At 64.8% G+C, this 19,995-nt stretch carries 18 protein-coding genes; 10 read left to right on the top strand and 8 right to left on the bottom strand.

Going from position 1 to position 19,995, the window contains the following annotated elements:
• Positions 1 to 48 precede the first annotated feature (48 nt).
• From RY1_RS25820 to RY1_RS25805, 4 genes are all read left to right on the top strand, one after another.
• Positions 49 to 1,068 carry an NADPH:quinone reductase gene (locus RY1_RS25820; RefSeq protein ID WP_072806898.1) on the top strand — a complete coding sequence of 340 codons (1,020 nt, stop codon included), beginning with the start codon at positions 49 to 51 and terminating at the stop codon, positions 1,066 to 1,068.
• A gap of 76 nt (positions 1,069 to 1,144) precedes the next feature.
• On the top strand, positions 1,145 to 1,771 hold the full coding sequence (locus RY1_RS25815; protein WP_072806924.1) for a class I SAM-dependent methyltransferase: 627 nt from the start codon (positions 1,145 to 1,147) through the stop codon (positions 1,769 to 1,771).
• Positions 1,772 to 1,781: 10 nt separating this feature from the next.
• Entirely contained in the window at positions 1,782 to 2,132 is a 351-nt protein-coding gene (locus RY1_RS25810; RefSeq protein WP_072806897.1) for a VanZ family protein, read from the top strand.
• A gap of 148 nt (positions 2,133 to 2,280) precedes the next feature.
• Positions 2,281 to 3,780, top strand: a complete 1,500-nt coding sequence (locus RY1_RS25805) for a stealth family protein (protein ID WP_371829511.1) — start codon at positions 2,281 to 2,283, stop codon at positions 3,778 to 3,780.
• Here RY1_RS25805 and RY1_RS25800 read toward each other — a convergent pair.
• The 3 genes from RY1_RS25800 to RY1_RS25790 form a co-directional block, all read right to left on the bottom strand.
• Positions 3,770 to 4,675 carry a phosphodiesterase gene (locus RY1_RS25800; protein WP_072806896.1) on the bottom strand — a complete coding sequence of 302 codons (906 nt, stop codon included), beginning with the start codon at positions 4,673 to 4,675 and terminating at the stop codon, positions 3,770 to 3,772. The two genes, RY1_RS25805 and RY1_RS25800, sit on opposite strands and share 11 nt — an antisense overlap.
• Positions 4,676 to 4,891: 216 nt before the next feature.
• A complete protein-coding gene (locus RY1_RS25795) occupies positions 4,892 to 5,989 on the bottom strand; it encodes an acyl-CoA dehydrogenase family protein (RefSeq protein ID WP_072806895.1) in 1,098 nt (365 codons plus the stop codon).
• A gap of 10 nt (positions 5,990 to 5,999) precedes the next feature.
• The gene (locus RY1_RS25790; protein WP_072806894.1) at positions 6,000 to 7,175 is read right to left on the bottom strand and encodes an acyl-CoA dehydrogenase family protein; all 1,176 of its coding nucleotides are present in this window, start codon (positions 7,173 to 7,175) and stop codon (positions 6,000 to 6,002) included.
• A 74-nt stretch (positions 7,176 to 7,249) separates the two neighbouring features.
• Between RY1_RS25790 and RY1_RS25785 the strand changes: the two genes are divergently transcribed.
• The 4 genes from RY1_RS25785 to RY1_RS25770 are packed head-to-tail and all read left to right on the top strand — an operon-like array spanning position 7,250 to position 10,542.
• Positions 7,250 to 7,813: a histidine phosphatase family protein gene (locus tag RY1_RS25785; RefSeq protein ID WP_072806893.1), complete on the top strand. Its 564-nt coding sequence runs from the start codon at positions 7,250 to 7,252 to the stop codon at positions 7,811 to 7,813.
• 4 nt (positions 7,814 to 7,817) lie between these two features.
• A complete protein-coding gene (locus tag RY1_RS25780) occupies positions 7,818 to 8,300 on the top strand; it encodes a RidA family protein (RefSeq protein WP_072806892.1) in 483 nt (160 codons plus the stop codon).
• A gap of 11 nt (positions 8,301 to 8,311) precedes the next feature.
• Complete coding sequence (locus RY1_RS25775; RefSeq protein WP_072806891.1) at positions 8,312 to 9,799, top strand: ABC transporter permease subunit; 1,488 nt, start codon at positions 8,312 to 8,314, stop codon at positions 9,797 to 9,799.
• Complete coding sequence (locus RY1_RS25770; RefSeq protein ID WP_072806890.1) at positions 9,796 to 10,542, top strand: amino acid ABC transporter ATP-binding protein; 747 nt, start codon at positions 9,796 to 9,798, stop codon at positions 10,540 to 10,542. Before RY1_RS25775 ends, RY1_RS25770 begins: the two co-directional genes overlap by 4 nt.
• On the opposite strand, the gene RY1_RS25765 is transcribed toward RY1_RS25770, so the two are convergent.
• The 4 genes from RY1_RS25765 to RY1_RS25750 all read right to left on the bottom strand — a co-directional run bounded on the left by RY1_RS25765 (position 10,539) and on the right by RY1_RS25750 (position 15,669).
• Entirely contained in the window at positions 10,539 to 12,620 is a 2,082-nt protein-coding gene (locus tag RY1_RS25765; protein WP_072806889.1) for a xanthine dehydrogenase family protein molybdopterin-binding subunit, read from the bottom strand. The genes RY1_RS25770 and RY1_RS25765 overlap by 4 nt on opposite strands.
• On the bottom strand, positions 12,617 to 13,612 hold the full coding sequence (locus tag RY1_RS25760; RefSeq protein WP_072806888.1) for an FAD binding domain-containing protein: 996 nt from the start codon (positions 13,610 to 13,612) through the stop codon (positions 12,617 to 12,619). Before RY1_RS25760 ends, RY1_RS25765 begins: the two co-directional genes overlap by 4 nt.
• Entirely contained in the window at positions 13,609 to 14,112 is a 504-nt protein-coding gene (locus RY1_RS25755; protein ID WP_072806887.1) for a 2Fe-2S iron-sulfur cluster-binding protein, read from the bottom strand. Before RY1_RS25755 ends, RY1_RS25760 begins: the two co-directional genes overlap by 4 nt.
• Positions 14,113 to 14,190: 78 nt before the next feature.
• Positions 14,191 to 15,669 (bottom strand): carboxylesterase/lipase family protein, encoded by a 1,479-nt coding sequence (locus RY1_RS25750; protein WP_072806886.1) that lies wholly within the window; start codon positions 15,667 to 15,669, stop codon positions 14,191 to 14,193.
• A gap of 97 nt (positions 15,670 to 15,766) precedes the next feature.
• Here RY1_RS25750 and RY1_RS25745 point away from each other — a divergent pair, with 97 nt between their 5' ends.
• Complete coding sequence (locus tag RY1_RS25745; protein ID WP_072806885.1) at positions 15,767 to 17,329, top strand: S1C family serine protease; 1,563 nt, start codon at positions 15,767 to 15,769, stop codon at positions 17,327 to 17,329.
• On the opposite strand, the gene RY1_RS25740 is transcribed toward RY1_RS25745, so the two are convergent.
• Positions 17,319 to 17,951: a methyltransferase domain-containing protein gene (locus RY1_RS25740; RefSeq protein WP_072806922.1), complete on the bottom strand. Its 633-nt coding sequence runs from the start codon at positions 17,949 to 17,951 to the stop codon at positions 17,319 to 17,321. The two genes, RY1_RS25745 and RY1_RS25740, sit on opposite strands and share 11 nt — an antisense overlap.
• Positions 17,952 to 18,039: 88 nt before the next feature.
• Between RY1_RS25740 and RY1_RS29495 the strand changes: the two genes are divergently transcribed.
• The gene (locus RY1_RS29495; RefSeq protein WP_139279989.1) at positions 18,040 to 19,893 is read left to right on the top strand and encodes an HNH endonuclease signature motif containing protein; all 1,854 of its coding nucleotides are present in this window, start codon (positions 18,040 to 18,042) and stop codon (positions 19,891 to 19,893) included.
• The last annotated feature ends 102 nt before the right edge of the window (positions 19,894 to 19,995 follow it).

Below are 19,995 nucleotides of genomic sequence, written 5' to 3'. Positions count from 1 at the left end.
ATACCCACCAACGGAATTTCCATCACCTTCCATCCCGTTGCACTTCGAATGAAGGCAATCACCTACACCAGGACCGGCGACACCTCCGTACTCGACCTCGTCGAACGCGACGTTCCCGAACCCGGCCCAGGCGAGGTCCGGGTGAAGGTCGTGGTCTCCGGGGTCAATCCGACCGATTGGAAGAACCGAGTCGGCTCCGGGCCCGGTGAGAAGCTCGCATTCGACGAGGTCGTTCCGAACCAGGACGGCTCCGGCATCGTCGACGCCGCCGGCCCGGGCGTCGAGGGCCTCGCCGTCGGCGACAGAGTGTGGCTCTACCTCGCTCAACATCAGCGGCCAACCGGCACCGCGCAGGAGTTCACGATCGTGCTTGCCGAGCATGTCGTGCGCCTACCCGAGAACGTCAGCTTCGACGTCGGTGCCAGTCTCGGCGTCCCCGCAATGACCGCGCACCGGGCGCTGACGGTCTCCGAGGACGGGCCGTCGCGACTGCATCCTGGCGCATTGCAGGGAAAGACCGTCCTCGTCGCGGGAGGTGCGGGCGCCGTCGGGCATGCCGCCATCCAGCTCGCCCGCTGGTCCGGGGCAACCGTGGTGACGACGGTCAGCGGACCCGAGAAAGGCGAACTGGCCAGTGCAGCCGGTGCGCACCACGTGGTGAACTACAAGACCGGTGACGCGGCGTCCGAGATTCGCGCGATCGCACCCGACGGCGTCGACCTCGTCGTCGAGGTCGCTCCCGCCCAGAATGCGGCTCTGAACGCCGCGGTGACGTCGACCCGAGCGTCGATTGCGGTGTATGCAAACAACGGCGGCAACACGATCACTCTCGACGTCCGGCCGAACATGGTGCTCAACACCCGCTACCAGTTCCTGCTGCTCTACACCGTCGGCGAGGATGCATTGGCCGCCGCGCAGCAGGACGTCACGACCGCGGCGGCAGCAGGCGTCCTCGAGGTCGGCGAGACCGCGGGGTTGCCGCTGCATCGATTCCCGTTGTCGGACACCGCCGCTGCGCACGACGCTGTCGAGAACGGCGTGACCGGAAAGGTACTGATCGACGTGTGATGTACCGGCATTGCCTTCCTTTGCCGAAACAGCAAATAAACTTGCAGAACTGCGGGTGCCCTGGCACCGTGGCAGCATGCACACACACGACGACGCCCTTCCGGCCTTCGATCAGCCGTTCTGGGACAACCTGTACACCGAGCAGGGACAGCGGTGGAGCGGCAAGGCCAACCCCGTTCTCGTGACCGAGGCCTCGAAACTCACCCCCGGCACCGCGCTCGACATCGGTAGCGGCGAGGGCGGCGACGCATTCTGGCTCTCCGACAACGGCTGGACCACCACCGGAGCCGACATCTCCGAGGTTGCACTGGAACGCGCTCGGCAGGCGCAGGGCGATCGAGGAATCGAATGGCTGCACCGGGATCTCCTGACCTGGGAGCCGGAAGCACAGTACGACCTCGTCACCGCCCACTTCTTCCAGCTGCCACCGCATCAGACCGGCCCGGCGTTCACCCGATTCGGAGATGCCGTCACACCGGGTGGGCACCTGTTGATCGTCGGACACAGCCCCCACGATCACATGGCGTCACAGCACAAGCACGCTCAGCTGCTGTTCGACGCCGACGCCATCACGTCGCTGTTCGATGCCGCCGAGTGGACGACCGTCGTCGCCGAGGATCGTGCGCGCGACGGTGTCGATCCCGACGGCACCCCTGCCGAACGCAGGGACACCGTCGTCCTCCTGCGCAGGAGCGGCTCATAGAATAGGAGCGGTGCCCCTACCGCTGAAGTTCTACCTTCCGCTCGCCGTCGCGATGGTCGCCGCCCTGATCATCCTGTTCACGCCGGCGTCCGGAGTGCCGAGCGGTTTCGAGCACAGCGACAAGATCATCCACTTCACGCTGTTCGCGGCGTTGGCGTACACCTCTCGTGTGGCGGCGATCCCGGTGGCGACGACGGCAGCGTGGACTTCGGGGTTCGCGGTGCTGTCGGAGATACTGCAGGCCGTGCTGCCGCTCGGGCGAAGCGGTTCGGCACTCGATGCCCTTTTCGACGTTCTCGGCGTCGCGTCGGGCCTGCTGATCGCCGCGCGCATCATCCCTGCCCGCTCGGCTATACACTGACATCACGCTCCGGGGGTCCTCGGCACGCCCACCTGGAGGAAGGTTCACCATTACTTCGACGTCGTCTCCCCACGAGATCTACCTGGTCCCTCCCGAGAACGATCTCGACGACTCGGTGACCGATGGATCCGCACGGTCGATCGCACGGCTGACCGATCGTGACGACGTCGTCCCGTTCGACGGCCGCTTTGCACTGTCGATCACCTCGACGACGCCGCATCAGGCGATGGTCGAGGACCTGCTGTTCATCCGGGAAGCGCTCGACGCCGCAGGCATCACGTATCTGCTGGTTCGCGGCAACGACGAACGCCCGGTCGTCGCAGTGGACAGCTCGGTTCGCGAAAAGCTCAGGGACACACTGGTCGAGGCGTGCCTGCGCGAGCCGTTCTACTGCAAAACCGTCGACGTCAAGCGCGGCAAAGCCGTTCTCGTCGCCGACGGACTGCCGAACAGCGCCGCCGACGCACGCATCTTCCGGCTCTACCGGCCGCGGGTCGAACCCGTCAGTGGCCTCAACTACGGCGCCTCGACCGGAGTCCAGATCGAGCTGTGGTCGTTCTCCCCCACCGAAATAGTTCTGCCGGTGGAGAATTCGTTGACGCGACGGACGATAATGCGTGAAGAAGCCGTCCGCGGCACCGTCGAACGCTTCGGCAAGACCTGGCCGACCATCGAGAACATGTTCGCCGACCACGCGTCGGACATCAATTTCGACATCGACATCGTCTTCTCCTGGGTCGACGGTTCATCCGCCGAATTCCAGGCACAACGCGCCCGGCGGATGCAGAACTACGTCGTCGGCGAGGGCGACGCGTCGGCTGCACGGTTCCGCCAGATCGACGAACTCAAGTACGCGCTGCGCTCGATCCACATGTACGCCCCCTGGATTCGCCGTATCTTCGTCGCGACGGATTCGGACAGGCCTGCATGGCTCGCCGAGGACCCCCGAGTCACGTTCGTTCCGAGCGAGACGTTCTTCGTCGACACTTCCGTTCTGCCGACACACAATTCGCAAGCCGTGGAATCGCAGCTGCACCACATCCCCGGTCTGTCGGAGCACTTTCTGTACTCCAACGACGACATGTTCTTCGGCAGGCCGGTGGGTCCACAGATGTTCTTCTCCCCCGGCGGCATCAGCATGTTCATCGAGGCGACGACGCGAATCGGCTTGGGCTACAACGACGAGGACCGCAGCGGCTTCGAGAATGCGGCACGTGTCAACCGTCGGCTGCTGCAGGACCGGTTCGGCCTCATGACCACTCGGCATCTGGAGCACGCCGCGACGCCGCTGCGCAAGAGCGTCATGCAGGAGATGGAGAACGAGTTTCCCGACGAGTTCGCCGCCACTGCGGCCAGCGTCTTCCGCGCCAGCACCAACATCTCGGTCACCAACTCGCTGTATCACTACTACGCGCTGATGAGCGGCCGAGCCGTCGTGCAGCGAGACGCCAAGGTCACCTACATCGACACCACCGCACATGCGGGTCTGCACGCCATGGAGAACATGCTGCCCAAGAGGGCCATCGATTTCTTCTGCCTCAACGACGGCAGCTTCCCCGAGGTGGATCTCGAGGTGCGCACCCGTCGCGTCACCGAATTCCTCGACAGGTACTTCCCGATCGTGGCGCCCTGGGAAACTACAGCCTGATTCGAGAACTCCTCGCGCTGTCGGCGATTCGGACACCTGCGGCGTCCAATCGACGAGCGACCTCGTCGGCGTCGACGTACTCCCCGACGGTGTCGTACGAGCCGACGGGGACGACCGAGTGGACAACCGTGTCGTCGTAGAGGTGCACGAGGTTGAACGCCTGCGCTCCTGCTCGGCCACGAATCGCGCCGGACGGGACGTTGAGATCCTGCGTGTAACAGGTCGCCGATGCCACCGACACCGGGATACCGGCGAATGTCGCCGTCGTCGAGTAATGCAGGTGCCCGGCGAGGATCGATCGAACATCGCTGCCGCGCAGCGTCTCCGCCAGTGCCTGCTGATCGATGAGCTCGACGACGACAGCGAGGTCCAACACCGCCGGAACCGGCGGATGGTGCATTGCCAGGATGGTGCCGAACTCGGCCGGGGTCGCGAGAACACCTGCGAGCCAGTCCAGTTGATCCGTCGACACTGCGCCGTAATGATGGCCCGGCACCGTGGTGTCGAGGGTGATCACTCTGAGCCCGTCGATATCGTGTACGCGGTCCACCGACCCGGTCGTGGGCTCCTGATCCAGCAGCCGAGCGCGAAAGGTTGCCCGATCGTCGTGATTGCCCATGGCCCACACCAACTGCGCATCGAGTGCGCCTGCGACCGGCTCCACCAACGCCCGCAGGCGATCGTACGCGCCCGGCTCCCCCTGATCGGTGAGATCGCCGGTGAAGATCAACGCGTCGGGACGAACTCCCGACGCCTCGATATCGCCCAGCACTCGGCGCAGGCTGGCCGTGCTGTCGACGGCTCCGTACAGGTCACCGCCCTCGACGAGATGGGTGTCACTCAGATGTAGCAGGCAATGATTCGGGCGGGGGTACTCCGCCGTCCGTGCCTTCATCGGTATCTCGCTTCCGATCAGCCCTCGAGTGGATACGCCGATCGCGTCGTCCTCTTGCCGTCCACAGTAGCCAAGCCCCCTGAGAGGAACCCTTCGGGTACTACACACGAACGCCGGACGAACACGAGGTGCGGCTCGGCTCGGGGCCCGCTCGTCACGGCGTCCTGACAGATCTCGGTGGTGCGGCCCACGTGGACCGCACCACCGAGGGCTGCTCTACTTCGACAGCACCCGCAGGTGATCGTCGGCGCCGCCGAGTGTGTGTTCGATCGCGGCCAACCGGCTGACATAGTGCCCGACGGGATACTCGGCCGTGACGCCGATGCCGCCGTGCAGTTGGATCGCCTCCTGGCCGATCTTGCGTGACGAGCGCGAAATCTGCAGCTTCGCGCGCGACGCGACCTCGGTATCGACGACGCCGTCCGCGAGAGACATCGTCGCGTAGAGCGCCATGCTCCGGGCCAGTTCGAGCAGCACGTACATGTCCGCTGCTCGGAACGTCAACGCCTGGAATTTCGCGAGCGGAACTCCGAATTGCTTGCGCGCTTTGAGGTAGTCGGTCGTCAGCCGAAGCGCCTCTTCCATTGCGCCCACCGCTTCTGCTGCCAGTGCGGCCTGTGCGCGTACTTCCGAGGCAACGATCGCAGCACTCGCATCGGTTCCGTCACCGAGCGGCTCCGCGGCAACATCACTCAGCGAGATCTGCGCCGCACGCTGACCGTCGTGTGTCCGGTAGTTCTTTCGTTCCAACCCGGTTGCGTCACCGTCGACCAGGAACAGACCGACGCCGCCCCCTGCAAGCGCAGCACTGACGACGAGGATGTCGGCGCTACCGCCGTGCGGCACCGGGTTCTTGACCCCGTTCAAGGCCCAGGACCCACCGTCCTCGGTGGCCGAGACCTTCACTTCGATGTTCGGCCAGCGGCTGCCTGATTCGTTGTGCGCGAACGCAAGCAGTGTCGAGCCTTCGGCTACGCCCGGCAGAATCCGCTGACGCTGATCCACCGAACCGACATCCGAGATCAATCCTCCGGGGACGAGCACGGCATCGAGAATCGGCTCGGGTGCAAGGCGTCGACCGACCTCGGTCATCACGGCCATGACCTCCACCGGGCCTGCATCCATGCCGCCGTCGTCCTCGGCGAAACTCAACCCGAGCAGGCCGACCTCGGCCAGTTGCTTCCATACCTCGGCGGACCAACCGGGATCGGCATCGACGATCTTGTTGCGCTTCTCGGTGTCGTACGCACGGGAGAGAACCTCGCGCGTGGTGTCCCGGAGCAGCTTCTGTTCTTCGTTCAGTTCGAAATCCATTGTCCTGCCCTCACAATCCGAGAATCGTCGATGCGATGATCTGCCGCTGCACTTCGTTGGAACCGCCGTAGATCGACACCTTGCGGTAGTTGAGGTAGGTCGGCACCGAACGCTGCGCCCATCCAGGGCTCTCGATGTCATCACCCCCCTCGTACGGAAGCGAGTCCGGTCCGGCGATGTCCATCAACATCTCGGTGGCGGCCTGCTGCAGTTCGGATCCACGCAGTTTCAGAATCGACGACGCCGGATTGGGCTTGCCGTCGGCGGAGCTCGACACGAGCCGAAGTTGAGTGAGTTCGAGTGCGAGGACCTCGTTTTCGAGCTCGGCGTATCGCGCCGCGAACAGCGGGTCGTCGAGCAGCGTTCCGTTGCCTACCGTGGTCGACGCCGCATACTCCTTCGCGCGCTCGAGACGGACCTTGGTGTGCCCCACGCGGGCGACCCCTGTCCGCTCGTTGCCGAGTAGGAACTTCGCGTAGCTCCACCCCTGATTCTCCTCGCCGACAAGGTTTTCCGCCGGAACGCGTACGTTCTCGAAGAACACCTCGTTGACCTCGAAGCTGCCGTCGATCAACTTGATCGGGCGAACGGTGATCCCTGGAGTTTTCAGATCGATCAGCAGAAACGAGATTCCCGCTTGCTTCTTCGGCGCCTCGGGATCGGTACGCACGAGCGTGAAAATCCAGTCCGCGTACTGGCCGAGCGTCGTCCATGTCTTCTGCCCGTTGACGATGTAGTCGTCACCGTCACGCAAGGCCGTCGTCCGCAGCGATGCGAGATCGGACCCGGCTTCGGGTTCGGAGAAGCCCTGACACCACCAGATGTCCAGATTCGCCGTGGCGGGCAGAAACTTCTCCTTCTGCTCCTGCGATCCGAACGTCGCGATGACAGGTCCCACCATCGACGCATTGAATGCCAGCGGTTCGGGAACCGACGCGAGCTGCATCTCGTCGAGCCAGATGTGACGCTGCACCGGCGTCCAGTCACGACCCCCGAACTCCACCGGCCAGTGCGGGACGGCCAGCCCGTTCTCGTTGAGAATTCGCATCGTCGTCACCATGTCTTCACGGCTCACTTCGATGCCCACCCTGTTCTTCTCGCGGATCTCCGCGGGAATCTCGGTGGTGAAGAACGTCCGCATCTCGTCACGAAACGCGGCTTCCTCTTCTGTCAGGGCCAGATTCATGAGATCCCTCCGCTGTCATCGACTGTGTACCTCTCGACCGTACTCCCTGGTAACTACGATAATCTTCGCTGACTATGACTTTTCTGGCGCTGGTTCGGCATGGCGAAACCGAGTGGAATCTGCACGGCCGCCTGCAAGGATCCTCCGACATTCCCCTCAACGAGACAGGTCGGGCGCAGGCACGCGAGGCGGTATACGAGTTGGGCGAGCGTCAGTGGGACCTGCTGGTGAGCTCGCCGCTGTCGCGGGCCGCGGAGACCGCCGACATCATCGGCAAGCATCTCGGGATCGAACGCACGGCCACCTACGCCGATCTCGCCGAGCGGCATTTCGGCGACGCCGAGGGTTTCACCGACTACGACGCGTACTCGCACTGGCCGCACGGCCGCTACCCCGGCCTGGAATCGCGGCGTGACCTCATCGTGCGCGGCGTCCGTGCCGTCGACGAGATCGCGGCCGCTCATCCCGACTCGTCGGTGATCGCCGTCGCACACGGCGGTGTGATCAGGGCGATCTTCGACGCCATCCGCGGGGTACCGTCGCCGAGGATCCTCAACGCAGGCGTGTCGACCCTCGTACACGACGGGTCGGGATGGACCGTCGAGACCATCAACAGCATCCCGGCACGGAGGACGTGAGCGCATGCACATCGAACGCAGAATCGCCGAGCTCGGATTCGTCCTACCGGCGCAGGCCGAGGCTCCACCGGGATTCCAGTTCTCGTTCGAGTGGGTACGCGTGCGCGGAAACCGGGTCTACGTCTCCGGTCATTCGCCGCAGCACCCCGACGGCACGCTGGCCGGTCCGTTCGGGCCGGTGCCGTCGGAGGTCTCCCTCGACGCCGCCACCGATGCGGCTCGCGACACCGCGCTTGCCGTGCTGGCGAGTGTCCGGCGCGCCATCGGGGATCTGGACCGAATCAGTGCGTGGCTCACGGTGTCGGGGATGGTCAACGCCGACCATCTCTTCACCCAGACCACCACGGCCGTCAACGGATTCTCGGACCTGATCCTGCAGGTGTTCGGCCCCGAGATCGGTGGGCATGCGCGCACGGCCATCGGTGTGGCAGCTCTGCCGATGAACAACGCTGTGGTTGTCTCAGCTGAGTTGGAGATCGACGGGTAGGAAGGCACCTCGTGCACCGTAGAGCGCTTGCACTGCTGGCAACGATCGTCGCCCTGGCGGCCGTGGCCGGCTGCGGGTCGTCCTCGGGCCCGCTGATCGACCAGATCAAGGAAGACGGCGTACTCGTCGTCGGGACCGAGGGGACCTACAGCCCCTTCAGTTACCAGGGCAGCGACGGGCAGCTGACGGGCTACGACATCGACGTCGTCGACGCGGTCGCGAGTGAGCTGGGCGTACGCGTCGAGTACGTCCAGACGCCCTTCGATTCCATTTTCGCCGGACTCGAATCGCAGCGATTCGACCTCATCGCCAACCAGGTCACGATCAACCCCGAACGACAGAGCAAGTACGACCTCTCGAAGCCCTACACGGTGTCCGAGGGCGAGATCCTCACCGCGGCGAACAACACCTCGATCACCTCGGTCGCAGACCTCGCAGGCAAGACGACCGCACAGTCGTCGACGAGCAACTGGGCCGAGGTCGCCTCCGACGCGGGAGCGAACGTCGAGGCGGTCGAAGGCTTCGTCCAGGCCGTCACGCTCGTCAAGGACGGTCGTGTCGATGCCACCGTCAACGACAGCCTCGCAATCGCCGAGTATCTGAAGCAAACGGGTGACACCGGGGTGAAGGTCGCCGCCCAGACCGGGGACACCAGCTACCAGGCATTCGCCGCCCGCAAGGACAGCGGGCTGATGGGCCAGGTCGACGACGCCATCGACACACTGCAGGCAGATGGAACCCTCGCCCAGATCTCCGAGAAGTACTTCGGATCCGACGTCGCCGCACCCACTGCGGACACACAGGCGCCGACCTCCGACGCGGCCAGCGCCGAGGCGCCGTCGAAACTCGATCTGATTCTGGACAACCTGTGGCCGATGCTGAAGGCGACGCTCACGATGACGATCCCGCTGACGGCGATCAGTTTCGTGATCGGGCTCGTCATCGCATTGGGTGTCGCGCTGGCTCGGATCTCCTCCAAGAGGGCTTTATCGAATGCCGCCCGGTTCTACGTCTCGATCATCCGCGGCACTCCCCTGCTGCTGCAGTTGTTCATCGTCTTCTACGCGCTGCCTCAGTTCGGAATCGTGATCGATCCGTTCCCGGCCGCGGTGATCGCCTTCTCGTTGAACGTCGGTGGTTACGCAGCCGAGGTGATTCGAGCTGCGATCCTGAGTGTGCCGAAAGGCCAGTGGGAGGCGTCGCAGACCATCGGCATGGGATATCGGACGACGCTGCAACGCATCGTTCTCCCTCAGGCGCTGCGCACTGCCGTTCCACCGCTGTCCAACACGCTGATCTCGCTCGTGAAGGACACCTCGCTCGCGTCGACCATCCTGGTGACCGAGCTGTTGCGGGTGGCGCAGCTCGCGGCGGCACCGACGTTCGACTTCTTCGCGCTGTACAGCGTCGCGGCGATCTACTACTGGGTGATCTGCATGATCCTCTCGTTCTTCCAAGGCAAACTCGAAGTCCGACTCGACAGGTATGTGGCGAAATGACCGACCTACTCGACGTGAACTCCCTGAAGAAGTCGTTCGGCGCGATCGAGGTGTTGAAGGACGTCTCGTTCTCGGTACCGGCCGGAACGGTCACCGTGATCATCGGGCCGTCCGGGTCGGGTAAGACCACCATTCTGCGCTCGCTGAACGCCCTCGACCCCGCCGACGGTGGAGTCATCCGGATCGGTGAGGTGTCGGTCGATTTCGCACACGCCCCGTCGGGTGCTGCGGTGCGCGCCTTCCGTGCCCAGAGCGGCATGGTCTTCCAGCAGCACAATCTCTTTCCGCACAAGACGGTGCTGCAGAACGTCATCGAAGGCCCCGTGATCGTGCAGAAGCGCCCGAAGGACGCCGCGATCGCCGACGCGCACAAGCTGCTCGACGAGGTCGGTCTCGACGCGAAATCCGATCAGTACCCGTTCCAGCTCTCCGGCGGTCAGCAGCAACGCGTCGGAATCGCACGAGCGTTGGCGCTGAAACCGAAACTGATGCTGTTCGACGAGCCCACCTCGGCCCTCGATCCCGAGTTGGTCGGTGAGGTCCTCGCCGTCATCAAAGGCCTTGCGGCCGAGGGCTGGACGATGGTGATCGTGACCCACGAGATCAGGTTCGCCCAACAGGTGGCCGATCAGGTGCTGTTCATCGAAGGCGGCGTCGTCGTCGAGCGTGGCACACCGGACGAGGTGCTGAAGAACCCCACCGAGGCCAGGACCCGTCAGTTCCTGCAGCGCATCCTCGCTTAGAGGTGCGGTAGCACCTTGTCGAGGGTGATCGGCAGATCCCGCACCCGCACCCCCGTCGCATGATAGACCGCATTGCCGATCGCAGCGGGTGAGCCGACGGTTCCGATCTCGCCGATTCCCTTGCCTCCCATGGGACTGAGCTCGTCGTCGTGTTCCTCGACCCACACCGCCTCGATGTCGGGGGTGTCCGCGCACACCGGAATGTGATACTCGGCCAGGTCGTGATTGGAGAAGCCGCCGAACTCGTGATCGGTGTTCCCGGCTTCCATCAGAGCCATTCCGAGACCGAAGGTCATCCCGCCGATCAGCTGCGAACGCGCGAGACGCGGGTTCATCACTCGCCCGATTCCGAACACACCGAGCATCCGCGATACCCGCACCTCACCGGTGTCGATATCGACTCTCACTTCGGCGAACTGTGCCCCGAAGGCCATGCGCGCCAGATCCTTCTGCTGATCGATCTCCTCGGACGTCTCGACGCTCACCTGCGCGGGGCCGCCGGCGTCGTCGATGCTGCCACCGACCTCGTCGACGAGTTGCCTGCATGCCTTCGTCACCGCCCATCCCCACGACGACGTTCCCGAGGAACCGCCCGCGCCCGGCGCTGTCGGCAACGCACTGTCGCCCAGCTTCAGCTCCACCCGCTCTGCCGATACGGCCAACGCGTCGGCTGCGATCTGCCGCAACACGGTTCGAGCCCCGGTGCCGATATCGGAGGCCGCAACGGACACGGTGATCGAGCCGTCGGCGCCGAGCTGTGCCGACGCGGACGACGGGCTGATCAAGACCGGGTAGCTGGCCGTCGCAACGCCGGTACCGATCAGCGTGCGACCCTCGCGCCTGTGCCCCGGACGCGGATCACGGTCTGCCCAGCCGAACCGCTCGGCGCCCTCCCGCAGGCATTCGACGACGCTGCGTGAGCTGAACCGATTGCCGCTCGCAGGATCGACGTCGGGTTCGTTGCGAATTCGCAGTTCGATGGGATCGATGCCGACGGCATAGGACAACTCGTCGATCGCGGTCTCCACCGCGAACATCCCCGGCGCCTCACCGGGTGCGCGCATCCACCGCGGTGTCGACACATCGAGCACCGCGAGGCGGTGCGTGGTACGCCGGTGGGGAGAAGCGTAGATGTGCCGGGTCGACTCGGCTGTCTGTTCGCAGAACTCGAAGACGTGCGAGGTCTGCTGGAACGTATCGTGCGCTATCGCAGTGAGCTTGCCGCGTGTATCAGCGCCCAGCTGAACATGATTGATCGTCGGCGTCCGGTATCCGACCACATCGAACAGTGCCTGACGCGGCAGCGCGAGCTTGACGGTGCGCCCGCTCGCACGGGCCGCCATCGCCGCCAACACCGCGTTGGGCCGAGTGCTTCCCTTCGCCCCGAAACCGCCGCCGATGTTCTCCGCGACAACTCGGACGTTCGATGGATCCAGCTCGAAGAGCGTCGCGAGGTCGTCACGGACACCGGATGGCGCCTGCGTCGAATCCCACACGGTCAGTGCGCCGTTCGACCACTCTGCGGTGGTTGCGTGCGGTTCCATCGGACTGTTGTGCATCGGCGACGTCGAATACCAGCGGTCGACGACATGGGCTGCCGAGGACAGTGTCGAATCAGGATCGCCGACGGTGACATCGGTGGGAAACCCGGCGTTGACCGACTCCGGCGCGAACAACGACGGATGCTCGGCCGACAGGGTGTTGTCCGGCGACTCCTCGTCCGAATAGGTGACCCGGATCGTGTCGGCGGCGTCGCGAGCAGCCTCCAGGGTGGTCGCCACCACTGCCGCGATGATCTGACCCCGATACGCCACCCGATCCGACTGCAGCACGGCGAGTTCGCCGTCCTCGATGTCGCCGAGCTTCTCCGCGTTGCCGTGCCACAGGATTGCCAGCACTTCCTCGCCGCCGGATGTGTCGACGCGTACGACGCGGCCCTTCGGGATCGTTGCCGGGACGTACGCGCAGTAGACCGCGGCCCCATCGGTACGCTGCTCGACCGCGTATCGGGCGGTACCGGTCACCTTGGCGACGCTCTCGGTGCGCTGGATCGGTCGACCGATCGATGCGGTGCTCATTCCGAGACTTCCTGTCGTGCCAGCTCGGTCAACGTCTGGGTCACCAAATTTCGGACGAGTGGGATCTTGAACACGTTGTCACGCAATGGCTTGGCAGCTTTCAGTTCGAGATCGATGGCTTCTCTGAACACCTCGGGTCGCGCCAGACGGCCGAGCAGCTCACCCTCGGCGGTGATGGCGCGCCACGGCTTGTGTGCCACTCCGCCGAGAGCGATACGCGCTTCGGTCACCTGTCCGTCCTCGACTCGGAGCACCGCGGCCACCGATGCGAGCGCGAACGCGTACGACGCGCGGTCGCGAACCTTACGGTAGGTAGACACGGTTCCGGCTGGGAGAGCGGGAATTTCGAGAGCGGTGACGATTTCGTCGTGGCCGATCGTGGTGTCCAGATCGGGGTCGTGTCCGGGTAGACGGTAGAGCTCGCCGATCGGGACGCGGTGCTGGCCATGTGGTCCGGTGATGTCGACGACCGTATCCAGGGCGGTCAGGGCAACAGCCATGTCGGACGGATGCGTCGCAACGCAGTGATCGGACGCGCCGAGAATCGCGAGGTTGCGATGCTCGCCTTCGATCGCAGGACATCCCGAGCCCGGATTGCGCTTGTTACACGGCTTGCTCGCGTCCATGAAGTACACGCATCGCGTGCGCTGGAACAGATTGCCGCCGGTGGTGGCCATGTTCCGCAGCTGTCCCGATGCCCCGGACAGAACCGCACGGGACAGCACCGGATACCGGCTACGCACCACCGGGTGGACGGCGAGATCACTGTTGGTGACCGCGGCACCGACGCGGAGCGCTCCGTCGCCGGCGACTTCGATCTCGCCCAGCGGGAGTTTCGTGACGTCGATGAGCGAGGATGGTTCGGCGGCACCGAGTTTCATCAGATCCACGAGATTGGTACCACCGCCCAGCAGAGCCGAGTCCGGGTCGGCTCCGAGTCGGGCGACGGCGTCGTCGACATCGGTTGCGACGTCGTAGGCGAAGGTTTTCATTCGCTGGCCTCCAGTACCGCCGGAATGATGTTGGCGTATGCCCCGCATCGGCACAGGTTGCCGCTCATGCGTTCGCGGACCTCGTCGTGGTCGAGTTCGATATCTGCCTCGGGTGGATCGTCGGTCACCGCGCTCGGCCAGCCCTGTTTGGCTTCCTCGATGACGGCGACGGCGGAGCAGATCTGCCCCGACGTGCAGTACCCGCATTGGAACGCGTCGTTGTCGACGAACGCCTGCTGCACGGGATGTAGCGTGTCGCCGTCGGAGAGGCCTTCCACCGTCGTGATCTCACGCCCCTGATAAGCCACTGCAAGCGCGAGGCAACTGTTGATGCGTCGACCGTCGACCAGAATCGTGCAGGCCCCGCACTGACCGTGATCGCACCCCTTCTTGGCACCAACGAGGTCCAGATGTTCTCGTAGCGCGTCGAGCAGCGTGGTACGCACGTCGCACTCGACATCGTGGTCGGTGCCGTTCACCCGCAGGCTTACTCTGCTCATGCGGGTGCGGGTACCCCTGCGACAGTGCCATCAAACGTTCAAAAGGTATGCCGGACAATGAAGGTGAGGCTACCCTCGTCACGTGTAGGCGACGACCTCCTCGCCCCATGCCCGACGAAGGTCACGATCGGGATCGTCGACCTCCCTGTCCTGCTTGTCGATCAGCAGAGTCGTCCGATTCGTCTCGTCGTAGGCCGTCCACGGCGCACGCCCGTGCGCAAAATCGATCCACCGCTGCCGCATACGCCGAGCCACGATCTGCGCAGACTTCCGACCACCGAGTTTGTACGTCGGATCCTTCGGGATCACCCCGAAATTTCCGAACACGTACGGCACCTCGGTACCGTGGGTCGCCCCGATGCCCGTCAACCGAAACAGCGGCGACGCGTGGTCGAAGCGGTACACGTACGTCGGAGCGAGCCGACTGTGCGCCTCGGCGATCCACAGCGTCGGCATGCGGAACGCCGCATCCCGCGATATCTCCATCGCCGTCTTCTTCGACGGATAGTGCGGGTACGCGAGCGCGATCTCGGCTTCCTCGTCCGCAGGCAGCTGTGGGTGATCGGCAGCGATCGCCTGGAACATCTCGTGGATCTTGTCCGGCGTGATCGGCATCAGCGGCGACTTCATCAGCTTGAACAGCGATGCCTCGTCGCGGTTGGTTCCGATCAGCAGCGGAACCTGCAGTTGCCGTCCCTTCTGGAAGGACGCCACCGGGTAGTGGGGCACGATGTCGCCGTCCACGGTCGGTGCGACGGCCAGAGTTCCCGGCACTTTCGACGGGATGTCCTGCACCAGCTCGGCGCCCGCGCGAACGAACTCCGAGACGGGCATGTCACGCAGCCGGTCGGCCTGCACTCCCGCCAACTCCAGGAAACGCTCCGCGATACTCGACGCACGCGCCGATCCGTACACCGAAGTGGCAGGCGAACTTTCGGCTATCGCGCGATGGAACAACCCCTCGGCCGAAGGGGAAGTGAGCAGTGTCGTCACCGCCCCTCCGCCTGCCGACTCGCCGAACAGCGTCACGTTCGACGGATCCCCACCGAACGCGGAGATGTTCTCTCGCACCCATTCGAGGGCAGCTATCTGATCTCGCAGACCGAGATTCGAATCGAAGTCCCCGAACGACGAGAAGTCCAGGAACCCCAGCGCACCGAGACGGTAGTTGACCGTCACCAGGACGACTCCGCCCTCGCGGACCAGGGTGCGGCCGTCGAACATCCGTTGCGCCGACGACCCGATGAAATACGCACCGCCGTGGATCCACACCATCACCGGAAGGCCGTGTCGGTCCTGCGGCGCCCAGACGTTGAGCGTCAGACAGTCCTCACCGAGCGTGAGCGACGGATCGATCGGCATCGGACCCTGCGCGCTCTGCGGAGCGATCCGCCCGAACTCGGTCGCCGAACGTACTCCCGACCACGATCCGGGCGTCACCGGTGCGCGCAGCCTTCCGTCCCCGACCGGCGGCGCCGCATACGGGATGCCTTTCCAGACGGCGATACCGTCGTCGGCGATTCCCTCGACCTGCCCGTATACCGTTCGCGCGATCACCGTGTCATCATGCCTCGCGCCGGGCGCCTGGTGTTCCTCCGCGTGGGTCCAAGTCGCTTCCAACCGCCCTCCAAGTGGGTGCCGCGACAGTGTCCCCATGACAACAACAGCCCGCAGAGCATCTGCAGCCGCACTGGCCACGATCGCCGGTGCCGCACTTCTATCGGCATGTTCCTTCTCCATCGGCACCGGCGGTGACACCGACGCCGAGTCCGGCGGAGGCGTCGACTTCACGGGATTGCAGTCGGCGACGATCCAGCTCGAAGCGTTCGGGACGTTCGTCTCGCCGCAGGAAGGTGGATACGAGGCGGCCGGACGCGGGTCGGGTTTCCTGATCTCTTCCGACGGTTACGCACTCACCAACAACCACGTGGTGACCGGCGCGGGCACATTGAAGGTGTGGCGGGGCGGTGATCAGAGCGAGCAACTCAATGCTCGCGTCGTCGGCTCGTCGGAATGCCTCGACCTGGCCGTCGTCAAGCTCGACGGGAGCGACTTCCCGTACGTCTCGTACCACGAAGGCTCGATCGACACCGCCGACGAGATCTACGCCGCGGGCTTTCCTCTCGGCGATCCGACGTTCACGATGACGAAGGGAATCGTGTCCAAGGCGGACACGAAGGGCGACACCCCGTGGGCATCACTCGATCACGTCATCGAGCACGACGCGAAGATCCGGGGCGGCAACTCGGGCGGGCCACTCGTCGATCCGGACGGGCGGCTGGTCGGCGTCAACTACGCGGGCAACGACAAGTACGACACCAACATGGCCATTCACCGTGACGAGGTGCAGAAGGTCGTCGAGGATCTGAAGAACGGCAGGAACGTCCTCAGCCTCGGAATCAACGGCGAAGCACTGACCGACGACGACGGTACCGGCCTCGGCGTCTGGGTCAACTCCGTCGCGTCGGGATCGGCCGCGGACAAGGCCGGTGTCGAACCCGGTGATCTGCTGACGAGCATGGAAGGTGTCACCCTCGGCGCCGACGGCACAATGGCCGAGTACTGCAGCGTTCTGCGTACTCACGGGCAGGATGCGACGTTGTCGGTCGAGGTGTATCGGCCCGCGACCGACTCGTACCTGCGCGGACAGTTCAACGGCGATGCGATCGAGGAGACCACGACCGTGTCCTCGCGAGTGTCGGGCTCATCGAACGGCGGTAGTGTGTCACAGACGTCCACCGGCGGTTTCACCACCGTCGAGGACAACGAGGGCGTCGTCACCGTCGACGTTCCTGCAGCCTGGAATCAGGTGGACGGCACCAAGTTCGTCGACGACCGAGGCAACTCCTTCTACGGCGTCGAAGCCAGCTCGAATCTCGATCAGTACCAGGGCGGTTGGGGCGCGGTGGGGACTTCGGTCATGGCCTCGGACACCGCCGTCGGAAACTCGTCGCCGGAGGATCTACTGAACTGGGCCACAGCAACACTGCCGCAGGCGGGGTGCGTCTCGACCGGCCGAGAGGATTACAGCGACGCCCTTCACACCGGCCGGTTCGAGGTGTGGACCGGTTGCGGCGAGACCGCCGCGACGTACATCGTCGTTGCCGCGCAAGCAGATTCGGGCCGATATCTCACGCTGGTCGCGGTACAGGCCAACAGCGATGCCGACCTCGACGCCGCCGACCGGGTGATGAACAGCTTCACTGTCACCCTGTGACCAGAGCAGTCCCCAAGGCACGGTGCACGAGCAGATGCGCCATGGGGAATCGGTAGCTGTTGTCGCGATGGACGATTCGCCAATCCTCGTGAAAACCGTTCAGACCGAGGAGTGCAGCGAACTCGTCCGGGTGCCAGCGCCACGCCGGGGCGACGGCATGATCGAAGAGGATCGGAGCGCCTCGTTCGTCGCTCGCCTGAAAGGCGATCAGAACAGGTGTACCAGCGGTGAGTCGAGCGGACCACAGTCCCAGCACGTGCGCTACGCTCGCCGGTTCGAGGTGAACGAGGCTGAACCGGGCGATGATTGCGGCAATCGGCCCGAGCGCCGAAAGGGCCGCACCAGCGTCGCTTTCGATGAATGTGAGCTCGGGGTACTGGCGGCGCGCATGATCCAGCATGGCCGCACTGGGGTCGCATCCCAGTGCGGCCAACCCTCGATCGACGAGGTCGGCGGTCACGTGGCCCACCCCGCAGCCGACATCGACGACGACGCCCTCGCGGTCACCGACCACCTCTGCGAACGCTGCTACCGCGTGCCGCTCGATCGGAAACTGATAAGCCGTCGGAAACGTCGAGGCGTAGATATCGGCTATCGCGTCGTACCCCTGCTGCCCCGTCACGCGACCCACTCTGCCATCCACCTATCACGGACCCGCTTTTTTCGAACTGGTGTTCGACAGATGGTGGTTTGTGGGATAGTATTGGGGCATGCTTTCGGGGGAGAGTGTCGCCGGTCTGGTCGACGATATGGGGGTGGGTTCGCGTGGCGTGCTGCCCATTTCGGATCCTTCCCTGTGTGATGCGGTCGAGTCGATGGAGGCGGCGTGGGCTGCGGTCGCGGATGTCGAGACGTGGGCGTTGACCGATGCGGATCGGCGTGCGGTGTTGGTGCGGATGGAGACGCTCTCGCGGGCGATGTACGGGACCTCGCATACGTGGTTGACGGAGTTGATCGAGGGCGACGGGTTGGCGGTGCTGCCGGAGCGAGCGAATCCGTCTCGTCTGGCGTGCCTGCTGCGGATCGATCCCGGTGTTGCCGGTAAACGCATCAAGATCGCGGCGAAGATGTCGGCGCGGCGCGCGATGACCGGGGAGCGGTTGGAGCCGGTGTTTCCCACCACCGCGCAGGCGCATCGTGCCGGTGAGATCGATGCCGCGCACGTGAGCGTGGTCGAGGAGTTCTTCAAGGAGTTGCCCGAGGCGATCGATCACGATTCGAAGGTGCAGTCGGAGATGCTGCTGGGCACTCTCGCGAAAGAACTTTCGCCCGAGCAGCTTCGGGTCGCGGCCGCGAGGCTGCATGCGTTGCTCGATCCCGACGGTGAACTCGACGATGACACGGATCTGTCGCGGAAGTGCTACTTCCATCTCGGGCAGCAAGGCAAGGACGGGTTGAGCAAAGGTGGCTTCGTCATCGACGCGGAATTCCGTGCCTACCTGGAGGCGTTGCTGGCCAAGCTCGCCCGGCCCGGGCAGTGCAACCCGGATGAGCCGAAACCCGTCGCCGACGAACCCGGCAGCAGTGATGGCGGTGGGACTGGCGGTAGTGGGACTGGCGGCGGTGGGACTGGCGGGACTGGCGGCGGTGACAGTGGTGGCGGCGGTGGCCCGAGCGGGACCGGCGGCTCCGGTAGCAGCGATCCGACACTGTTCGGCCCCGAGGACACCGCGCCGGAAGACCCTGCGCCGGAAGACACAGGGCCCGAAGACCCTGCGCCGGAAAACACAGGGCCGGGAGATACCGGGCCTGAAGATGCTGCTGCTGCTCGGGATCGGGTGACCACCGAGGACGAAAGGCGCCGCGCCGGGCGTGATATCAGAACGCAGGGGCAACGCAATCACGATGCGATGAAAGCGGTGCTGCGGCAGATGCTGGCGTCGGGGAGCCTCGGCCGGCATCGGGGGCTGCCGGTGACCGCGGTCATCAGCATGACCGCCGCGGATCTGGAATCGGCGTCCGGGCATGCGGTCACCGGAACCGGATCGTTGGTGAGCATGCGGGATGCGATCCGAATGGCCTCGCATGCGCACCAGTTCCTGGCGGTGTTCGACGACGACGGCCGAGCCCTCTACCTGGGCCGGTCCAAACGGATCGCCTCGGCCGATCAACGGATCGTGCTGATCGCCCGCGACCGCGGATGCAGCTTCCCCGCCTGCACCCGCCCGGCGACGTGGAGCCAAGTCCATCACATCGCCGAGTGGGACAAAGGCGGCGACACCGATATCGACTCGCTGACATTCGGATGCGACCGGCATCATCCCCTCGTCGGCGACGGCCCCAACGATTGGGCCACAACCACTGCAGGCCCGAATCATCCACAAGCCGGGCGAACGCTGTGGCACCCACCCGAAGCGGTCGACCCGACTCGCCGCGGCATGGTCAATCACTACCATCACCCACAAGAATTCCTGTACCGAGAACCCGAAGATCCAGGACCTGGGAGGCCCGGACCTGGGAAACCTGGACCTGGGAGTCCTGGCACTGGGAGGCCCGGAACTAGGAAACCTGAACCTGGGAAACCTGAACCCGGGACGCCTGGCCACGGGGAACCCGAGCCGTAGCCCAAGGGCTGCGGATCGAGCCGAGGATCACCGAACTGTAAGCGGCACAGAGCAACACATGTGCCGCTTACAGTCATGCCCTCACCCAGAAATCAGCACTCA

This window comes from Rhodococcus yunnanensis NBRC 103083 (genome assembly GCF_001895005.1).
Taxonomy (GTDB): domain Bacteria; phylum Actinomycetota; class Actinomycetes; order Mycobacteriales; family Mycobacteriaceae; genus Rhodococcoides; species Rhodococcoides yunnanense.
This window is presented reverse-complemented; position numbering and strand designations above follow the sequence as displayed.

Bases quoted from the DNA above. Each gene is read 5' to 3' on its own strand.
- RY1_RS25820 (WP_072806898.1), top strand. From the start codon at position 49: ATGAAGGCAATCACCTACACCAGGACCGGCGACACCTCCGTACTCGAC.
- RY1_RS25815 (WP_072806924.1), top strand. From the start codon at position 1,145: ATGCACACACACGACGACGCCCTTCCGGCCTTCGATCAGCCGTTCTGG.
- RY1_RS25800 (WP_072806896.1), bottom strand. From the start codon at position 4,675: ATGAAGGCACGGACGGCGGAGTACCCCCGCCCGAATCATTGCCTGCTA.
- RY1_RS25795 (WP_072806895.1), bottom strand. From the start codon at position 5,989: ATGGATTTCGAACTGAACGAAGAACAGAAGCTGCTCCGGGACACCACG.
- RY1_RS25790 (WP_072806894.1), bottom strand. From the start codon at position 7,175: ATGAATCTGGCCCTGACAGAAGAGGAAGCCGCGTTTCGTGACGAGATG.
- RY1_RS25785 (WP_072806893.1), top strand. From the start codon at position 7,250: ATGACTTTTCTGGCGCTGGTTCGGCATGGCGAAACCGAGTGGAATCTG.
- RY1_RS25780 (WP_072806892.1), top strand. From the start codon at position 7,818: ATGCACATCGAACGCAGAATCGCCGAGCTCGGATTCGTCCTACCGGCG.
- RY1_RS25770 (WP_072806890.1), top strand. From the start codon at position 9,796: ATGACCGACCTACTCGACGTGAACTCCCTGAAGAAGTCGTTCGGCGCG.
- RY1_RS25765 (WP_072806889.1), bottom strand. From the start codon at position 12,620: ATGAGCACCGCATCGATCGGTCGACCGATCCAGCGCACCGAGAGCGTC.
- RY1_RS25760 (WP_072806888.1), bottom strand. From the start codon at position 13,612: ATGAAAACCTTCGCCTACGACGTCGCAACCGATGTCGACGACGCCGTC.
- RY1_RS25755 (WP_072806887.1), bottom strand. From the start codon at position 14,112: ATGAGCAGAGTAAGCCTGCGGGTGAACGGCACCGACCACGATGTCGAG.
- RY1_RS25745 (WP_072806885.1), top strand. From the start codon at position 15,767: ATGACAACAACAGCCCGCAGAGCATCTGCAGCCGCACTGGCCACGATC.
- RY1_RS29495 (WP_139279989.1), top strand. From the start codon at position 18,040: ATGCTTTCGGGGGAGAGTGTCGCCGGTCTGGTCGACGATATGGGGGTG.